The organism is Asticcacaulis currens, assembly GCF_028550395.1.
Taxonomy (GTDB): Bacteria; Pseudomonadota; Alphaproteobacteria; order Caulobacterales; family Caulobacteraceae; genus Asticcacaulis; species Asticcacaulis currens.
Genome location: NZ_JAQQKW010000003.1, coordinates 33,752 through 53,082 on the forward strand (window position 1 = coordinate 33,752; position 19,331 = coordinate 53,082).

Consider the following 19,331-nt stretch of genomic DNA (forward strand, 5'->3'; position numbering starts at 1 on the left):
GATCAGTATTTGACGCGCAGAGTCACGCCGTAGGTACGCGGCTGGCCCATAAAGGCGTCGTAGGTGTTGGAGTCCAGCGCCTGGTTATAATAGGTGCCGTTGGGCTGCACCGTGGACTGGAAGCCGTTGCCTTGCAGCGGGGCGTTGATGACGACCTGCTTATAGGTTTCGTCGGTCAGGTTCTGCGCCCAGAATTCCAGCGTCCAGGCCTGATCCGGTGCCCCGATGCCGAAGCGGGCATTGAGCAGTGTATAGCCGTCCTGCATCTTGTACGGGATCAGGTCAGAGCCAGTATTGTATTCCGAGGAATATTTGGCGGCGATATTACCCGAAGCTCGCAGGTTTTCGGCGATATTGCCCGACCAGGTGACGGCCAGCGAGCCCGTCAATTCCGGGGCGAAGGACATACGCGCCCCCGGCAGAAGCGACAGTTGCGGGAAGCGCGCCGGGTTGGACAGATCGGACGCCTTGAAGCTGCCGTACTTGGTGTCGGCATAGGCGATACCGCCCTGCACCGACAGGCCACGGATCGGCGTGGACCAGTAGATGTCGGCATCGACGCCCTTCGACTTCAGTTCCGGGATCGACTCGACCACGAAGGCCGTACCGAGGAAGGTGTTGAGCTGGAAGTCCTGATAGGTTTGGTCAAAGGCGGTGATGTTGAACAGCAGCTTGTTGTTCATCATCGAGGTCTTCAGACCCAGTTCGTAGGAATCCACCGTCTCCGGCTTGAAGTAGAGCGTGGAATCCGGCGTGATACCGGTCTGGGCGCGGTCGAGGTTGTAGCCGCCGCCCTTATAGCCACGCGCATAAGAGGCGTAGGCCATGACATTTTCGTTGAAGCGATAGGCGCCCTTCAGCGTGCCCGACCACTCCTTCTCGGTCACTTCGTTGGAGACGCGACGGTTATTAAAGGCCGCATTGCCCCAGAAGGTACACATATTGCCGACCACGGTCGGACGGGCGGCCGCCGGGATGGTTGCCCAGGCCCCGACCGGGGCATTCCCCAGCAGGCCCGAGCGGCCCAGAGCCGACGCACAGCCGACGCCGCCATCGGAATTGGTGTAGATCGCCGTCATCTTCTTGGTTTCCTGCGTGTAGCGCAGGCCCAGAGTGACTTCAAACTGATCCGTAAACTTGTAACCATTGTTGGTGAACAGGGCGAGCGACTTCGACTCCTGCGTATAGTAGTCGAGCGCGCCCTGACCCGGCGTGTAGGAGGTGCCCGGCGCACGGCCCGTCAGGACCGAGACGGTCGGCGTCGTGGTGGGCAGGCCCAGCGCCTGAGCCAGCAGGATCGACAGATAGGTTTCGTACTGCGTGCCATAGACGTAGGAGTCGGTACGCTTCAGGTCTTCATCGGCATAGAAGGCCCCGACCAGCCAGTTCAGCTTGTCCGTCGCCCCCGCCAGACGCAGTTCCTGCGAGAAGGTGTCGAAATTGGCTTTGAAGTCGCCATTGTCGCGGCGATAGAGGATGTCGGCACCCGAATAGTCGATGTCCTGACCATTGGTGTTCTTCCACTTGCGCACGCCCGTGACTGAGGTCAGGGTCGAGTCAAGCCAGGCCAGCTTGATATTGGCTTCAACCGAGACACCGCCATCGGTGATCTGCTGCGTCGTCGGGCGGTTGGAATAGGCCAGACGCGCCTCAGGATTGGCGGTCGCCGCCACGCCGTTACCGGCGGCCAGCGTGTTGAGGGCGGCACCGGTCGGACCGGTGCGGGTCTGCACCGTGGCGCAGCAGTTTTCGTCGCGCTTCGAATAGTCGGCGATCACGCGGATCTTGTGGGCGCCCGGCGTGAACAGCAACTGCCCCCGAACTGTGTAGAAGTTCTGATCGGCGTCTTCCTTCAGGGTGCGCGGCCCGATGCCGGTATTGACGTCGTAGAAACCACCGCGCTCGCGCTTGGCCACGAACAGACGACCGGCGACAAGGTCTTCGGACAGCGGGCCGGTGATCGAGGCCGACACGCCCTTACCGTCATAGTTCGACACCGTGGCTTCGCCATCCATGCCGAATACGAAGGCCGGTTCCTTGGTGATGATGTTGATGACCCCGGCGGAGGTGTTCTTGCCAAACAGGGTGCCCTGCGGCCCCTTCAGCACTTCGATACGGCCGATTTCACCCAGATCGCCGAAGCCGACGCCGTTACGCGGGCGATAGACACCGTCGATCACCACGCCGACCGAAGATTCCATGCCGGGGTTGTCACCCACCGTACCGACGCCGCGGATACGGGCGGTGGTCAGGCTTTCGTTCTGGGTCGAGGTGACGGTCAGCCCGGGCGTCAGGACCTGCATGTCCTTGATGTCCTTCACGCCCGCATCCTGCAACAGTTTGGCCGACAGGGTGGTGACGACGATCGGCACGTCCTGCAGCGACTGTTCGCGCTTCTGCGCGGTGACGGTGATGACCTGCGGCTCTTCCTCGGTCTGGGCCTGAGCGTTCTGGGCCTGCGCCGCCGGGGTCAGGGCCGCAGCCGCACCTAACGCCATGACCATACCGGAACAGGTTACCATCAGTGTGCGGTTGAGGGAGAAGCGATTGTGAGTGTGTGCCTTTACGCGCATGTGTTTCCCCTAGGTCAATCAGGCCGCCCCTTCCCTTAAGGAAGGTTATCGCAAGGTAAACGGCGGTCCCTGTATTTGCCGGTTTTGTTTTTGACGTTGTTTTACGCAGACTCGCCCGAAGGTTTACTTCGCACGCACTGCTGCCCGTAATGATATGACACAAGTGTCAACAAAGACAATTTCAATTTCATCTCGCAACCGCACATGAAAAAACCGCGTAAGCCTTGCCATACAAGGCTTACGCGGCGTTAGCACTAGCACCACAGGCGGCAAAAAGGCCTGTAAATATTGACGGTTACGCAAACGTCAACTTGCCACACGCCTGCGTGACAAAACTATTGCGCCTGCACAGGCCGAAAGTAACGATCCCGTAATTACGCCGAGCTTTATGGCATTTTGGGCACTTTCCGCATGGTCAGCAAAGGCAAGAGCCCCCAGAAACAGGCTCATGGTGAAGCCGATTCCGCACAAAAGGCTGACGCCATAGAGCGCGCCCCAGCCGCTGTTTTCCGGCGCACGGGCGATTTTCAGGCGGATCGCCAGCCAGGCCAGACCGAAGACACCGACCTGTTTGCCGACAAACAGACCGAGCGCCACCCCCAGCATCCGCGGGTCACCCAGCGAGGCGAAGCTCATCCCCGCGAACGAAAAGCCCGACGCCACGAAGGCAAAGAAGGGCACGATACCGTAGGAAACCGGCGTATGCAGGTCGTGCATGAGGGTCTTCAAGAGGCTTTCTTCGCCGCGCGCCGGAGCGTCCAGCGTCACCATGAAGGCCGCCGCCACCGCCGTCAGAGATGTGGCCAGACCCGCCTTCAGGCTGAACGCCCAGGTCGCGATAAACAACACCAGATAGACGGCTTTCAGACCGCGCGCCTGATTCCGCAGGGCGTATTTGGCCAGCCCCATGATCACCAACAGACCAGCGATCCACAGGCACAGCAGCAGGTCGATGCCCGATGAATAGAAAAGGCCGATGACCAGCACCGCCCCCAGATCATCGACGATGGCGAGCGTCAGCAGGAAGACGCGCAGGCTGTCCGGCAAGCCCCGCCCCACCACCGCGAACACGGCCAGCGCGAAGGCGATGTCGGTCGCCATCGGCACGGACCAGCCGCGCAGATCGCCGCCGGGCAGGCCCGCATTCAGCGCCACATAGACCAGGGCCGGGGCCGCCATACCGCCGATCGCCCCCAATACCGGCAGGGCCAGCTTCTTCGGGTTCGACAGTTCGCCACGGAAAATCTCGTACTTGATCTCCAGCCCGACCACGAAAAAGAAGATGGCCATCAGGCCTTCCTTGGTCCATTTGAGCACCGACTTGTCTTCGACAAATGTGCCGATCTGCACCGGAATATGGGCGTTGATGAAGTCGAAATAGACCGCCGCCCACGGCGAATTGGCCCAGATGACGGCGATCAGGGCCGACAGCCCCAGAATAAAGCCAGCACCGGCTTCGGTTTTGAGAAATTCGAGGGTGAACTTCATCGGCGGTCTCCTTTTCCGCGGGCATGGTCAAAGGCCATGCGAGGGTTAAGTCCGGTCCGGACGGGTAAAATTGAATCGACTATTGCGAAAAACCGTAGCAAACCGGACGCCCTGTCCCAAGCAAAACCGGTCTGTCTCATGCCGATTTCCGCCCGATATCGCCCCGATCCGCGCCTCGCGGCCTCTGGCCTGCCGCTGGTCGATGCGGTGCGCGCCGCCGACTTTCCGCGGACGGTTTTAAGATACCGCAATGACCGCGCGGCGGCCTCGGTCTGCCTTGAGGGTTTGAGCGACGACGAATGGATCGCGCACTTCGGGCGTTTCACGTCCCTGCCCGACAATCAGGCCGAACCGCTGGCCCTGCGCTATCACGGTCATCAGTTCCGCCACTACAATCCCGACCTCGGTGACGGGCGCGGCTTCCTGTTTGCCCAGATGCGCGATGCGCGCGACCGCCTGCTCGATCTTGGCACCAAGGGCTCCGGTACGACGCCGTGGTCGCGCGGTGGCGACGGCCGCCTGACTCTGAAAGGCGGCGTGCGCGAAGTGCTGGCCACCGCGCTTCTGGAAGCGCTGGGGGTCAACACGTCGAAGAGTTTTTCGCTGATAGAAACGGGCGAATCCCTGCGCCGTTATGATGAACCGTCTCCGACACGGGCGGCGGTTCTGGTGCGCCTGTCGCATTCGCATATCCGCTTCGGCACATTCGAGCGCTTGGCCTATCTCAATGAAACCGAGGCCATGACGGCCTTGGTGCGCTATGTGGCCGACGTCTATTACTCGGACCTCGGCGATCATCAGGGGCAGGACCTGACGCACGCCCTGTTCGATGCCGTGGTGACGAAGACCGCGCACCTGACGACCCAGTGGATGTGCGCGGGCTTTGTGCACGGCGTGCTCAATACCGACAATATGAACATCACGGGAGAGAGTTTCGACTACGGCCCCTATCGCTTCCTGCCGCACTATGAGCCGGGGCTGGTGGCCGCCTATTTCGACGAAGGCGGGCTCTATGCCTATGCGCGGCAACCCGATGCGGTGTTCTGGAACCTGACGCAACTGGCGCGCTGCCTCAGCCTGATCGGCGACAGCCAACCGCTGATCGACAGCCTCAACGCCTTTTCCGAGCGCTATCAGACGGTCATGGCCACGCAGTTCTGCCGCCGACTGAATATCGCCCCGCAAGGCATGGAAACGGAGACGCCTCTGATGCAGGCGGCCTTCCGCATGTTGAGCGCCGCAAAAACGCCGGGCAGTTTTGAAGGGTTCTTCTTCGACTGGTTCGGCGGCTCGCTCAGCGAAGCCCGCGCCCTCAATGGTCCGCGCGCGGAGGTCTATACGCACCCCGACGCCGCCGACTTCAGGAGGCTGATCGGCAGCTATACGCCCGCCGATGCGGCAAAGCTCTCACATCCGCTGTTCGCCCAAGCCACCCCGGCAACCCTGCTTTACGATGAGATCGAAGCCTTGTGGAAACCCATAGTGGAAGACGACGACTGGTCGCTGTTGTATGAAAAGCTGGCGGAAATCGAGCGTTATCGCGAGGGGTTGGGGTTAAACGCCGAATAGATCCGGTCCGATATCGCGGGCCCCGTGAAGTATGCGGTCAATCAGTACATCCTCACCGTCCAGCATGTAAAATATCGAATAGGGTTTATAAACAGCCCTCCGGATATCACCGCCAGGGTGTTCGATCAAAGGGTGACCACGCGGCGCATCGACAAGACGCAAACAGGCCCGATGAATCTCGGTGACAAAGCTGACGGCCCGTCGCGGGTTATCCTGCGCGATGAAATCGGCAATGCCTTCGAGATCGCGCAATGCCTGCTCTGAAAAGCGGACTTTCATATGTTGGCATCAGCCGGAATCATCGCCTGATACTTGGTGATCAATCTTTCAAACGCCTCTTCGGCGTCCACATACCCGCTGTTGCGGCCCTCGTCGATCAGCGCTTTCAACTCGGCGATCTGGCGTTCGCGGGCCTGCTGCTTGTACTTCCAATCGCGCAGGGCGTCGCGCACCACCTCACTGGCCGAGGCGTATTCGCCGCTCTCGACGGCGTCGCGCACCATGGCCGCCATATCGGCAGTCAGGGCAATACTAACCTTTTCCACACGCGGCTTATCATCGGCCATGAGGCACCTCCGGTACGAACGAGTAGTAATTTATACCACCACTCACAGCACCGAACAATTGGTGATCTGGCTGAAGGCCTCCAGCGCGGCAAAGCCCACCACCGACGTGCCGTGACGATCCAGTTCCGGCGACCACACGGCAATGGCGGCCTGTCCCGGCACGATGGCGACGATGCCGCCGCCGACGCCGCTTTTGGCCGGCAAGCCGACGCGATAGGCAAACGACCCCACCGAATCGTACACGCCGCAGGTCAGCAGCAGGGCATTAAGTCGCCGCGCCTGCCGCGTCGGGAACACCGTCTCTTCGATGACCGGCGAAAACCCGCCCGCCGCCAGCGGCAGGGCCGCGCGTGCCAGATCGCGGCACGACAGGGTAATGGCGCATTGGCGGCAATAGGCCGCGATGACGGCTTCGACCTCATGATGCAGCGTGCCCGCCCCCTTCATCAGGTTGGCAATGGCGCGGTTCTTGTGCGCGGTGTCGATTTCCGAACGCGCCACGGCCTCATCTATGGTCAGGGCGCTCTGGCACAGGAAGCCCATATAGTCGCGCACCGTCAGGTCCGGCCGCCGCGTCCCTTTGAGCAGCATATCGACCACCGCCAGCGCCCCGGCATTGATAAACGGATTGCGCGGAAACCCCGCCTCGTGCTCAAGCTGCGACAGGTAGTTGAAGGGCGTCCCCGACGGCTCCTTGCCCACCCGCGTCCACACCTCATCGCCTATGCGATTGAGCGCAATCCCCAGCGCAAACAGCTTGGTGATCGACTGCGCCGAAAAGGGTTCATCGCCGTCGCCGACGACGTATTCCTGGCCATTTACAGTGCGCACCGCCATGCCGAACTTCTTCGGATCGACGCTTGCCAGTTCGGGGATATAGTCGGCCACCTGCCCCTTGCCGAATTGCGGCTTCACCGTCTTTTCGATCTGCGACAGGACTTCGGGCAGGGACAGTTCGTGTTTCATAAGCTCAACTTATGGCGAGTCGTAGGTTAGCCGCCCGTAAACACATAGTCCGCGACGCGACGCATCACTTCGCGCCTCTCGGCGTCCGATAAGCGCCCGCCACTTGTATAGATACAGACAATCTCAGGAGGCTCGTTCTCTGACCAGATAACGGCCACATCGTTGAGGGCCCCATTCGCTCCACGTCCTGTTTTGTCGGCTACGACGGCTTTGCGATTTTCGGGCACCCCGGCCCGAATGAGATCACGTCCGGTGGAAGCCTCAACCATCCAATGCTTGAGAAGCGAAACGGACGGCCCTGACAACACCTTCTCAAAAAAAACCTTTTGAAGCAGCAGAGCCATCGCCTTGGGGGTGGTGGTGTCGCGCAAATCATCCTTTTCATTGCTATTCAACCATGGCTCGTAGCGATCAAAGAGCGTCTCCGTGTCCCCCAAAGTACGGACAAAATCCGTCAACCCTTTTGGCCCGCCGATCAGGGGAAGGAGCAAATTCGCCGCTGAGTTGTCAGAGACAGACACAGCAGCGACGCAAAGCTCTGAGAGGGTCAGTTGCCCCTGCGCGAGATGGGCCTGAACCACGGGCGCATATTCCAGCACATCCTTTTTTGTGAATTTTACCAACTCGTCAAGTCGATGGAACCCACCGTCCACGGCTTTCAGAATGGCCGCCGCCAACACCCACTTAAAGGTCGAGCACATGGCAAAGTGCTCATCCCACCTGTACCCTCTTTCATTTTCAGCGGTATCTCGGTTGAGTTGGTAAACGCCAATGCGCTGTTTCGTCCGGGCCTCTAACTCTGCACACCATTCATCCAATGTTTTGAGACACGCGCACCCTTCGGAGGGAAAACTTACGCCACCGAAAAAGGTGAACCCCGCGCTTGCCGCAACGCCGATACTGCCAACACCGGCTAATCCTGCCAGAAGCTTTCGCCGATCACGCACAGCCCTTCCCCTCCCTAAAGGTTAGCCCCTCTCGGTCATACGAGAGGGGCCAATGAAGCCTATTGACCGGCCTTCGTATGTTCATCCAGCCAGTCAAACACCGTCCTGTGCCACTTCAGGGAGTTCTGCGGCTTCAGCACCCAGTGGTTTTCATCCGGGAAGCGCAGGAACTTTGACTTCACGCCATTCATCTGAAGCGCCGTGAAGGCACCGATCCCCTGTTCCGGGATGACGCGGAAGTCCTGATCGGAGTGGATGACCAGCATCGGCACCGACCAGTCCTTGGCGTGCAAAGCCGGGTTGAACTTGTCGTAGTTTTCTGGGTGATCGTAAACATTGCCGCCGTTTTCCCACTCCGAGAACCACAGTTCCTCAGTGGCGTAGCCCATCGAGCGGTTGTCAAACAGGCCGTCGTGATTGACGAGGCACCTCCACGGGGCCTTCCACTGCGAGGCGATCCAGTTGATCATGAAGCCGCCATAGGAGGCCCCCAGCGCACAGGCGCGATCCTGATCGAGGAAGCTGTATTTCGACAGGGCGTAGGCATAGCCCTTTTGCAGGTCTTCCAGCGGGCGGTCGCCCCAGTGCTGGCTGATGGCATCGGTAAAGGCCTGACCGTAGCCGGTCGAGCCGTGGAAGTCGATCATGATGACCGCATAGCCCGCCCCGGCATAGGCCTGCGGGTTCCAGCGATAGGACCAGCTTTCGCCGAACGAGCCTTGCGGCCCGCCGTGGATCAGAAAGGCCACCGGGTACTTTTTGCCTTCGACATAGTTGGCCGGTTTCAGGACGTACCCATGCACGGTTTCGTCATTCCACCCTTTGAACGCGAACTGTTCAAATGCCCCGAAGGCGCGGTTTTGCAGCACAGGGTCATTGAGGGTGGTCAGCGGGGTGGCCCCGTCATCAATCAGTTTGGCCCTTGGTTTGGAGACAAATAGTTGCGACGGATAATCCATGCCGCTTTTGATAAACACAAAGCGGTCCTTCAGCGGCGCGAAGGCGTCCATATGACCGCCCTTCGACAAGGGCGTCACCTTGCCCGAAGCGATTTCGACGCGGAACAGCGGCGTCTTACCGACATCGCCGGCGACGACGTAGAGGCTCTTGCCATCGGTCGCCCATTTCAGGCTGTCGGCCGAGCGGTCCCAGTCGGCGGCGATCTGTTTCGTTTCGCCGGTCGCCAAATTGCGCAGGAAAATTTCGAACTGATCGGCCTCAAAGCCCGGACGCTTCATGGCGCGATAGGCCAGCCACTTGCCGTCAGGCGACACCTCGGCCCCCGTATCCCAGGCCTTATTGGCCTCGGTCAGGTTGGTTTGTGTGGAAGGGGTGGCGATATCGACCTTATAGATGTCGAAATTGGTCGAACGCGGCTCGTCCTTGCCGGCAATACGCACCGAATAATAGACGGTCTTCCCATCGGGAGAGAAACTATATTCCGCCTCGTCACCGAACGGCTTGGATGGCACGTCACCATCAACGCCGGCGGTCAGCGATACAACAGCCCCGCCGCCCAGCGGCACGTAAAACAGGTGGTTGCGCGTGCCGTCGGCCCAGGTGTCCCAATGGCGCACGAACAGGCGGTCATAAATGACGCCGGTGGATTTGTCGGCCTTCTTTTCGGCCTGCCCCTTCAGCGTGCAGTCGATCTCTTCGGTCTTGCACGCCTCCTCGATGGCCAGCGACAGGACCAGCCCCTTACCGTCCGGTGACAGCTTATACGACCCGACATCGAGCGGCAGCTTGGTCACCTGCACTGCTTCGGCGTCGTTGAGGTCGGTCTTCCACACCTGCATCGAGCCCGAACGCGCCGACAGGAAATAGAGCGCGCCATCGGCGCCCCATTGCGGCGACAAGGCCCCGCCCTTCGACGCGGTGGTCAGTGCCTTTGAGGTGCCGGTCTTGAGGTCGCTCAGCCACAGGGAATTGACCCCCTTGGTCTTTTCGGCGTTCAGCGTGCGCACCTGAAAGGCCGCGTGGGTTTCCGCCTTATTCACCGTCAACCCTGACAGGCGCTGCATAGCCACAAGGTCGTCATAGGTGAAAGGTTGCTTGTCCTGCGCCTGAGCCGAAAGAGCAGGGAAAAGAAGCGCGGCGGCCAGACCAGCCGTGGCGAGAAGACGAGACTTCATAGGAAACCCGTTGGTTACAACAGAAAGGAAGCGTTGTTAGACCGCGCTTTCGCTGACCTGTCGAGTCCGCCCGCCGGAGTCCAGGTTAAAAATCGGTAATATTCCGGTGAGGCCTATTTCGAGGCGACCAGCAGTCGCGGCCAGTAGTCAGCGAACATGTACTGGCGGGTCGCATCGGCCGGAATGTCGAACTCAGACCCCTTGTACCAAGGCGTGCAGGTGCGTTGCGCCGGGTCGAGATTGCCCCATTGCAGCTTCGGGCACGGCTCGGTGGACGGATCGATCAGATTGTCAACCGCACGGATTTCACCGCGCGACGAGGCTAGTATGCCGGCTGTGCGAATCTTGGCGATCTGGTTGCCGCCGACAAAGCCCGTGCCGTCTTGGATATTGATGGCGATTTCGTTCGACAGGATCTTGTTGTCGATGACACGCAGGCGATTAAGGCTGGACGTCACCCCGTGTTCCGAATAGTCGATCAGTGACCGCGACAGCAGGGCCTCACCACCGCCCGACAGGTTCAGGGCCGACGCAAAGAATTCGATCCGCATATCATCCATGGACAGGATGGAGTCACCGGAGTCGAGCTTGACCTCCATGCCCACCGCGCCTTCGCCGCGCTCGAACCCGCGCCAATCCGCCAGTTGCTGTACCGTCACGCCCGACATCTGCGAGTCGCCGCTGAGCACCGCATAGACGCCACCCGCCGTCGAGGTAATCCCCGCCTGTTCGGCATAGAGCTGCGCCGAATTGACCGCCACGGCGACCGTGCGCGTCTTGGCCACCACAAAGGCCGACAAGAGATTGAGACGCCCGCCAGAGATATGCACCGCCGCCGAATCGCCTTCGTAACGCACCGTGGTGTTTTGCAGGGTCACTTCCGATCCGGAGCTGTAAATACAGGCCGACTGGCCCCCGCGGCGCGAGGCGATCAGCATGTTTTTCAGCACGACCTTGCTGGCCTGCGGGTTAATGCGCAGACAGGATTCGCCATCCGGGGCCACCAGCACCGGCATACGCGAGTCGGCGCTTTCGCCGATAATCGTCAGCGACTGATTGATCATCAGGCTGGCGACGCAGGAGCGGTTACGCGCCACAAGCTTCAGCACACCGCCCGGACGCATCCGGCGTACCGTATCTTCGACATAGGCCTGACGGGCCGTATCGCAATTGATGGTCGCGCTCCATTTCGAGCCGTAATAGCCGTACCGGTTGTACGGCTTATAATACTTGCCGTGGCAGGTCTTGAGCTGCGCATCCAGCAGCACGCCGAAACAGGGCCGGGTCAGGGCCTCGGTACGCGCGGCATTATAGCCCGGACCGTAGCTTGCCCCATAGCTGGTCGCCGTCTGCGCCGATGCGGCGGACGCGCCACCAAGCAGGGTCGCCAGAAGGAAGACGATCTGCGCGGTAAAGGTGACAAGAGAGCGCATGGTCATTTCCCTCACCGGCCCGGATTGGTCGAAATCTGGTTGAGAACGGCCTGCAGACGCGAGGCGGACGGACGGAACCCGGCAAGCGCCGAGTCGAGGCGCAGCACAACGGCCTGCGCCTTGTCCTGATCGGCAACGCCGCTCAGGCCCAGGGCGAAATAGGTGGACATGGCAAAACGCGCCTCGGCCGAGCCCTGCTTTTCAGCCTGCTGATACCAGTAGTAGGCGCGGGCGTAATCCGTCGGCACCCCCACCCCTTCGGAATACATGACCGCCAGCACCAGTTGCGCCTGCGATGAGCCATTGGTCGCCGCCAGTTGGATGGCGCGCACCTTATCCAGATTGGTCATACGCGACCCGTCGGGGCGGCCCAGAATGGCCCGCAGAGCCGACAGGGTCTGCGTCGGCACGCGACCCGCCGAATAGACCGCTTCGGTCGGACGTGAGGCACCCGAAACCTGAGCGATATCGGCATCGTTGGGGCCGACCGGATAGCGTTCCTGACCCGGATTGCCGTCACTGTCCGGCCCGGCCGCGACGCGCTGAACCGGGGCCGATCCCTGCGCCAGATCGAGATAGACCAGCGCGCGCCAGACGTGGATGAAGGGCAGTTCATCCATGCGCGACAGGGCGTATTCATAGGTATCGGTGCGCGGACGGCTCTCGTCGGAGTGCGGCACCCCCCCGGCGGGCGCTTCGGGCGGATAGAATTCGAACGGCGACACCCAGCGCTTGGCCTTGGCCTCGACAAAGGCCCCATAGCGGCTGCGTTCGGGCGCGGACTTCTCGAAGTCCTTAAGCATCACATAGGCCCCGACATCACCGGTTTCTGCCGCTTTATAATTATAAAGATAGGCATCGACATCGTTGCGCGGGAACAGGCTGATGACATTCGGACGGCCATCCACCGGATTGTGCATCATGGCGCGGACGGCTTCGCGGTTGTCAACGGGCTCGCCCATGGGGCCGTACTGATCGTCATAAAGACGACCCAGCGTGCGGAAGCCATCAGCCCCGAGTTGCGCCTGTATATAGATGACGCGGTCGCGCACCTTGTCGCGCTCGGAATTGTCCATGCGCGCCAACAGGGTTTCCAGCTTGCGATAGGCGACCGACCGTTCCACCGCCCGGCACTTATCAAAGCGCGAGGCCATCTGACCGTTTTTGAGTGTGCGGTTGATCGGCGCGAAGCCTTCGGGATTGGTCAGGGCCATGACCAGCCACACGGAGGCTTCGATCGGGTCTTCGAGATTCTTATCTGTGGCCCGCTCCGCCATGTAGCGGCTGGAGAGTTCAAGCTGCGAGAAGAAGTCATTGGCAAAGGCGTGCTTGCGGAAATAGCGGACCGCGCGTTCCTGCTCATTGAAACCGGCCCCGCCATTGTCGGCCATGGGCGGACGCGGGCAGCCGCTGATACCGCGCGGCCCTTCGCCACCACCGCCCAGCCAGTCCACGGAGACATCGCAGGCGCTCAGCGGCAGGCTCAGCGCCGCCGTCAGCATCACTGCTGCCGCTGCACGAAACGGCACGCGGTTCATCAGCTTCCGGCCGGTACGACGGGCGGTATGTTCACCGGCGCCGTTGCACCTCATGTCTTCGCTAATCGACATCACGCATCGCCCCGACATAAATGCCGGCAAAATTATGGTTAACAAATCTTGTGTTAGGGATCGTGCGACCTGTCAAGCGCCCCCATCCGGTCCATGTGCGATGCCGGCAAAGCGTTGCCGGATTGTCGCGGACCCTGACGATACCCAGATGGAAAACCCAACGACTGAGTGGTACGTCAACCCCCGTATAACGCCACGATGATAGCGTTAATTTCTACGCCTTGGCCAGAGAAAAGTGCTAAGAGCCGCCCATTCCGGGACACTTTTCCCTGCCCCGGAGACAAATTCCGCATCAGCCCTTTACGATTTCGCCCCTGAGGCGAGATTCAGTCGCTCACAGGTCGTCCATGCTTACCGCGTCACAGAAAAAAGAGATCTATCAGTCCCTTAAAAAAGAAATCCTGTCGGTGCTCGACAATGAGCCCAATCGGGTGGCGCGCATGGCAACCGTCGCCTGTCTGGGCGCTCAGGCCTTCGACACCTGGTTCTGGACCGGCTTCTATGTCGTGGATGAAACGAAGAAGGCGCAAGGCATAGATGAGCTGGTGGTGGGCCCTTATCAGGGCACACTCGGCTGTCTGCGCATTGATTTCAAACGCGGAGTCTGCGGCGCGGCGGCGCGCGAACGGACCACGCAGGTGGTGGCCGACGTGCACGCCTTTCCGGGGCACATCGCCTGCGACTCCCGCTCCAATTCCGAGATCGTCGTACCGGTCTTCGACGCGTCGGGCGCGCTGCTGGCGGTGTTCGATGTCGATTCGGAAAGCTATGGGGCCTTCGACGACACCGACCGCGAACAGCTCGAAGACCTGATGGCCGCCGTATTCGCGGTTTAAGGGACCACGCCAGAGCCTTCATCGGCCAAGTTGAACCCATGAGCCTTGTTTCGGAATGGCTCCGGGTTTTGTTGGGTCGTGCAATTTTCCGAAACGAAGCTCGGCAAAGCCAAAAGCAGTATCCACCTTATCGGATTACGCTTTAGAACCGGTCCATCTGCCTCAGCCAGTCCGGCAACTGAGGGGCGCCGGTCTGCACCCGCCGCGTCACCGCTTCGGGCCCCAGTTCGCGCACCTCGCCCGGCGTCATCTGAAACCGGCTGCGGAACGCGCGGGCAAACACTGCCCAGCCGGTAAAGCCGTTATCCTGTGCCACCTGCCCCATCGTCTTGTGGCGCAGCGCCGGATCGGCCAGTTGCGTGAAGGCCTGCTGCAACCGCCGTTCGCGGATATAGTCGCTGACCCCGCCCAGAGGGGTAAACAGGCGATAGAGCGAAGCGCGCGACAAGCCGAAATCGCGGCACAGGCGCGCCGGCCCCAGGCCGCTATCCCCCAGACGCGCCTCGATATGACGACGCACCCGCATAAGCTGGACACTGTGCAGGTGGCCGTCCGGGCCGCCGGAACCGCGATAGGGCGCACTGAGAGCGGTCAGAAGCTCAAGGGTCGCGCGCGTCACGACCGGAATTTCGTCAGCAGACAAGCCCGACGCCAGCCCCCACAACAGTCGGATGTGCTGCGCCATCATCTGCCCGGCGACGGTGTGGCCGGGAAGCACGACACCATGCAGCCCGTCCAGTTCCTGCGCCGACAGCGGCAGCAGGTTGCGCGGCAGGGCGAGGTTGAGATTGGTGCAGTCCGAGGTCTCCGAACGGAAGGTCCGCATCATATCGACGACACACACATCTCCCGGCCGCCCGGGCACCCCTTCGGCCCCGGCAAAGCGCAGGTCTCCGCCCTTTTCAATTACCTGCACCAGAATGACATCAAGCCCCAGCGCCGCCACCTTGCGCTGATCGCGGCTATAGACGAAATGGCCTCCGGTCATAAAGGCCTGTCCCACCAGCAGGCTGCCGATCTGGTAGGTCTTGATCCAGCCCTGAGTCCCCTCGCCCGCCTGGGTAACGCCTACGTCGAAAATAGGGTCGATCGCCTCGGCATAGGCCTTAAGTCCGTCGTCGCCGGGGATCAGATGGGTCCCGGCTTCGTAATAGGTAACTGAGACAGGTTCGGTCATGGCTAGGTATCGGCAACACTCGGAGGCAGGATATAACTCACTGACTTGGCGTCAGTAAAGTCAGGCAGGCCTATCACCCTCATGTCTCTCATTTATGACCATGCGTCTCAAAAGATGGCACACCTCTTGTCACACGCCGCACGCTGTTCTTTATAAAGCGCGCTGGCGTAGGCTGGCTTAAATCCTTTTTATCGCGCCCGAGACGGGCGTAGCAGACTCATATTTCGAAGGCGGGCGGGGCCAGGCGCAAGTCGGGTCGCCGCCCTATTCTTTTTCTCTTCAACCTATCTCTGAAGCGGGGCACGCGGACCCTTCTGCCCGATTTTCAGGTTGTGATTTTGCCCCCCCTCGGCTAAACCCCCCCGCACCATTCCATACAAGTGACACAAGGGTGCCTCCTCGCATGGCGCAGCAATATATTTTCCAGATGCAGGGCCTGACCAAGCATTACCCCGGCGGTAAGAAGGTCTTTGAAAACATCTGGCTCTCTTTCTATTCGGACGCCAAAATCGGCGTCGTCGGCGTCAACGGTTCGGGTAAGTCCACCCTGCTGAAGATCATGGCCGGCATCGACAAGGAATTTTCGGGCGAGGCGCGCGCCGCCGAAGGCACCAAGATGGGCTATCTGGAGCAGGAGCCCAAGCTGGACGAGACGAAGACCGTCTGGGAAAACGTCATCGACTGGTGCGAAGAAAAGAAGATCGTCGATCGCTTCAACGAAGTCGCGGCCCTGATGGGCGAAGAATATAGCGACGAACTGATGGAGGAGATGAACGCCCTTCAGGAGAAAATCGACGCCGGTGATTTGTGGGATATCGACAGCCGCATCGAAATGGCCATGGACGCCTTGCGCTGCCCGCCAAACGAGTCCGGTGTGACCAAGCTGTCGGGGGGTGAAAAGCGCCGCGTGGCGCTGGCCCGCCTGCTGCTGTCCAAGCCCGACATGCTGCTGCTCGACGAACCGACTAACCACCTTGATGCGGAATCGGTCGCTTGGCTTCAGCACCACCTCGAAAACTTCCCCGGCTGCGTCATCCTCGTCACCCACGACCGTTACTTCCTCGATCAGGTGACCAAGTGGACGCTGGAACTCGACCGCGGCAAGGGCGTGCCCTATGAAGGCAACTACTCCGGCTGGCTGGAGCAGAAGCAAAAGCGTGTCGTGCAGGAGCAGTCCGAATCCGAAGCCCGTCAGCGCGCGCTCACCCGCGAACTGGAATGGGTGCGTTCCGGTGCCAAGGCCCGTCAGGCCAAGTCGAAAGCCCGCCTCGCCGCCTATGAGCGCATGGTCGAGGAACAGGAACACGCCACCAAGGCCCAGACCTACGCCACCATCCAGATCCCGCCCGGCCCGCGCCTCGGCAACGTCGTCATCGAGGTCAACGGCCTCGAAAAGGAATTTGGCGACAAGGTGCTGTTCAAGGATTTGTCGTTCAAACTGCCGCCCAACGGCATTGTCGGCGTTATCGGCCCGAACGGTGCCGGTAAGTCCACCCTGTTCAAGCTGATCACCGGTCAGGAAAAGCCCGACGCCGGCACGATCAAGCTGGGTGAAACCGTCAAGCTGGCCTATGTCGATCAGTCGCGCGACGACCTCGACCCCGATCACAATGTCTGGCAGGCCATTTCCGGCGGCACCGACGTGATGATCGTCGGCAAGCGCGAAATCAATTCGCGCGCCTATGTCGGCGGCTTCAACTTCAAGGGCGGCGATCAGCAAAAGAAGGTCGGCCTGCTGTCCGGTGGTGAGCGCAACCGCGTCCACCTCGCCAAGACGCTGGCGTCCGGCGGTAACGTCATCCTGCTCGACGAACCGACCAACGATCTCGACATCGAAACGCTTCAAGCCCTCGAAGAAGCCCTCGAAGACTTCGCGGGCTGCGCCGTGGTCATCAGCCACGACCGCTGGTTCCTCGACCGCCTGGCCACCCACATCCTCGCCTTCGAAGGCGACAGCCACGTGGAATGGTTCGAAGGCAACTTCGAAATGTACGAAGAAGACAAGAAGCGCCGCCTGGGCACCGACAGCCTGATCCCCAAGCGCATCAAGTTCCAGAAGTTCGCGCGGTAGGGCCACAGGCCCGACACCCGTTCGTTGGAACAGATTAAACCGCCGGAGTTTCACGCTCCGGCGGTTTTGCTTTTACATATCGTCCCGGCTTGCTGGGGCATAGCAGAGCGAAAGTATAGCTTCGCCAGCGTTCGGGCTGTCTCTCTCTTATACCTCCCCAGCTTGCTGGGGAGGGGTACCGCACGAGCCATGAAAGGGCGAGATGCGGTGGTGGGGGCTTACAACTTAGCTCACAAAGCCCTGTGGTCTTTGAAAGTTCGCAGCCCCCCCATCCGGCTCTGCCTTCGGCAGACCGGTTTCCCCCCGCCACAGGCAGGGGGATAGGCTTTTTCGCCAAGGCGTCTATGCCAGCATATTGCGCTTGTGCTTGGCCAGCTTACCCTTTGGGCGCGGTGCGGGCGGCGGCAGGTCGTCCGGGCCTATGGGTGTCGTTTCCGCCACTGTGAGCACAACCAGTTCGTCAGACTGGCGCGTCTTGGCCTTTATCTTTTCCGGCTTGGGCGTTTTTGGCGCAGGTGCGGGCGCGCCACCCCACGGATGGCGCGGGTCGATCAGACCACGGCTGAAGAAGAAGGCTGAGGTGACGCCCCGGCGACTCAACTCATCCTGCGCCCCTTCGAGCAGGTTGAGGATATGCGCCTCATCCTTCCACGCCTCGTGAAAGTCCTGCAAGGCGCGCCACACGGCCACCCGATGCTCGTCCGTGGTCATATCGACCTTGATCTTGGCCGGCGGGTCTTTTTTGGGATTTTCCGGATCGGGCTCCGGCTCAGACAGGGCTTTTTTGAGGTCGTCGAACGGCTTTCCCGTCTTGTCTTTGAGCGCCAGCAACGTTCCCAGCTTCGCCTCGATCACCGCCGACAATTCGCGCGCTCGCTCAAGCTGCAAAGCACCGGATGTGCTGACCGCCTGATGCAGGCTGAAACGGATGCTGTCATAAATGGCGCGGGCCGACGCGCGGTGCCGCGCCAGTTGCCCGGCCTTCGACAACTGGGCCGACAGCCACACGGTCAGGGCAAACAGTAGGACACCGGCAATCAGAAAACCCAGTATCAGGATCAGCGTATGACCATCCAGAACGATGGTCGCCACGGCACGCGGCCCCTCCCCGAACGGATCGCCGAAATCTTCGGGTGCGTCTGCGTATCTCATCGCCGCCACCTCGGACGCGCCGTTTCGGCACCGGGTTCCCCAGCCCCATAAAGCGTGCGCGGATCGCGCCATTCCGCCGTCGTCAACTGCCGGAAGACCGCTACATAGTGTTCGCGCATCAGCCCCAGATCACGCCACGGGGCGGCCAGTTTTTGCAGGGCCAGCCACACCTTGGTGGTGGTGTCAAAGCCCGGCTTGCCGCCCTTCTTGTCCTCGCCCTTGGGCAGGCCCACCACCTCGCCACCGACAGCCGCCACCGCGCCCGGTGCCGCCCCCGGCTCCGCCAGACCCGGCTGACCATTATTGACGGCGATATTGATGACCGTCCCACCGGACATGCCGTTCAATCCCTTGGCCCCTTCCGGCTTCTTTTCCGGTTCGACCTCCTTAACGGCGCTGTTGGCCTTATTCAGCGCGGCGTGGTGTTTGCCGACCAGAGACATCAACTCGGTCGTATGGCCGAAAACTTCCTGATTGGCGTCAATCGCCGCCTGGGATTTGTCGCGCACATCGGCCGCAGAGCCGCGCACGGCGTCACCGATCACCGCACCCAGGGCATCGACATTGCGATTGAGTACGCCCGGGACGCCGCTGCGCCGCCTTGCCCCGACGATCAGCCCGGCAATAACCATCAGTATGCAAAAGGCGATACCGACCATCCACAAGAGACCGCCGCTGTACCACAGACGGACCAGCGTGTCCCACAGGCTGGGGTCATAAAAGCCGTCCGGCGGCGTGGTATAATCGTCCCCGGTGTAGCGCATGAACCCTGAAAACCTCCCCCAAAGTGGTTAACCTGCCAAAGGGT

Annotated in this window: 15 protein-coding genes; 3 read left to right on the plus strand and 12 right to left on the minus strand. The window is 60.9% G+C overall.

Annotated features, from left to right (window positions below; all coding sequences use genetic code 11):
* Positions 1 to 2: 2 nt before the first annotated feature.
* Both PQU94_RS05530 and nhaA read right to left on the minus strand, forming a co-directional pair.
* Positions 3 to 2,573: a TonB-dependent receptor gene (locus PQU94_RS05530; protein ID WP_272740498.1), complete on the minus strand. Its 2,571-nt coding sequence runs from the start codon at positions 2,571 to 2,573 to the stop codon at positions 3 to 5.
* Between the two features lie 306 nt (positions 2,574 to 2,879).
* The gene (gene nhaA, locus PQU94_RS05535) at positions 2,880 to 4,061 is read right to left on the minus strand and encodes a Na+/H+ antiporter NhaA (protein ID WP_272740499.1); all 1,182 of its coding nucleotides are present in this window, start codon (positions 4,059 to 4,061) and stop codon (positions 2,880 to 2,882) included.
* Between the two features lie 138 nt (positions 4,062 to 4,199).
* On the opposite strand from nhaA, the gene PQU94_RS05540 reads away from it, so the two are divergent.
* A complete protein-coding gene (locus tag PQU94_RS05540) occupies positions 4,200 to 5,630 on the plus strand; it encodes a protein adenylyltransferase SelO family protein (protein WP_272740500.1) in 1,431 nt (476 codons plus the stop codon).
* Here the strand turns inward: PQU94_RS05540 and PQU94_RS05545 are convergent.
* The 7 genes from PQU94_RS05545 to PQU94_RS05575 all read right to left on the minus strand — a co-directional run bounded on the left by PQU94_RS05545 (position 5,616) and on the right by PQU94_RS05575 (position 13,287).
* Positions 5,616 to 5,909, minus strand: coding sequence for a type II toxin-antitoxin system RelE/ParE family toxin (locus tag PQU94_RS05545; RefSeq protein WP_272740501.1), 294 nt, complete (start codon positions 5,907 to 5,909; stop codon positions 5,616 to 5,618). The genes PQU94_RS05540 and PQU94_RS05545 overlap by 15 nt on opposite strands.
* Positions 5,906 to 6,196, minus strand: coding sequence for a type II toxin-antitoxin system ParD family antitoxin (locus tag PQU94_RS05550; RefSeq protein ID WP_272740502.1), 291 nt, complete (start codon positions 6,194 to 6,196; stop codon positions 5,906 to 5,908). The genes PQU94_RS05545 and PQU94_RS05550 overlap by 4 nt, the downstream gene beginning before the upstream one ends.
* A 42-nt stretch (positions 6,197 to 6,238) precedes the next feature.
* Positions 6,239 to 7,162, minus strand: a complete 924-nt coding sequence (locus PQU94_RS05555; protein ID WP_272740503.1) for a glutaminase — start codon at positions 7,160 to 7,162, stop codon at positions 6,239 to 6,241.
* 26 nt (positions 7,163 to 7,188) lie between these two features.
* The gene (bla, locus tag PQU94_RS05560; protein ID WP_272740504.1) at positions 7,189 to 8,109 is read right to left on the minus strand and encodes a class A beta-lactamase; all 921 of its coding nucleotides are present in this window, start codon (positions 8,107 to 8,109) and stop codon (positions 7,189 to 7,191) included.
* A gap of 59 nt (positions 8,110 to 8,168) precedes the next feature.
* On the minus strand, positions 8,169 to 10,244 hold the full coding sequence (locus tag PQU94_RS05565; protein ID WP_272740505.1) for a S9 family peptidase: 2,076 nt from the start codon (positions 10,242 to 10,244) through the stop codon (positions 8,169 to 8,171).
* 113 nt (positions 10,245 to 10,357) lie between these two features.
* A complete protein-coding gene (locus PQU94_RS05570) occupies positions 10,358 to 11,677 on the minus strand; it encodes a hypothetical protein (protein ID WP_272740506.1) in 1,320 nt (439 codons plus the stop codon).
* A gap of 11 nt (positions 11,678 to 11,688) precedes the next feature.
* Entirely contained in the window at positions 11,689 to 13,287 is a 1,599-nt protein-coding gene (locus PQU94_RS05575) for a tetratricopeptide repeat protein (protein ID WP_272740507.1), read from the minus strand.
* A 347-nt stretch (positions 13,288 to 13,634) separates the two neighbouring features.
* Here PQU94_RS05575 and PQU94_RS05580 point away from each other — a divergent pair, with 347 nt between their 5' ends.
* Positions 13,635 to 14,123, plus strand: a complete 489-nt coding sequence (locus PQU94_RS05580; RefSeq protein ID WP_272740508.1) for a GAF domain-containing protein — start codon at positions 13,635 to 13,637, stop codon at positions 14,121 to 14,123.
* A gap of 142 nt (positions 14,124 to 14,265) precedes the next feature.
* On the opposite strand, the gene PQU94_RS05585 is transcribed toward PQU94_RS05580, so the two are convergent.
* Positions 14,266 to 15,300 (minus strand): helix-turn-helix domain-containing protein, encoded by a 1,035-nt coding sequence (locus PQU94_RS05585; RefSeq protein WP_272740509.1) that lies wholly within the window; start codon positions 15,298 to 15,300, stop codon positions 14,266 to 14,268.
* 403 nt (positions 15,301 to 15,703) lie between these two features.
* Here PQU94_RS05585 and ettA point away from each other — a divergent pair, with 403 nt between their 5' ends.
* A complete protein-coding gene (ettA, locus tag PQU94_RS05590; RefSeq protein WP_272740510.1) occupies positions 15,704 to 17,371 on the plus strand; it encodes an energy-dependent translational throttle protein EttA in 1,668 nt (555 codons plus the stop codon).
* 342 nt (positions 17,372 to 17,713) lie between these two features.
* Here the strand turns inward: ettA and PQU94_RS05595 are convergent, their stop codons facing one another.
* Entirely contained in the window at positions 17,714 to 18,523 is an 810-nt protein-coding gene (locus PQU94_RS05595) for a hypothetical protein (protein WP_272740511.1), read from the minus strand.
* Complete coding sequence (locus PQU94_RS05600; RefSeq protein ID WP_272740512.1) at positions 18,520 to 19,287, minus strand: hypothetical protein; 768 nt, start codon at positions 19,285 to 19,287, stop codon at positions 18,520 to 18,522. Before PQU94_RS05600 ends, PQU94_RS05595 begins: the two co-directional genes overlap by 4 nt.
* Positions 19,288 to 19,331: the final 44 nt, after the last annotated feature.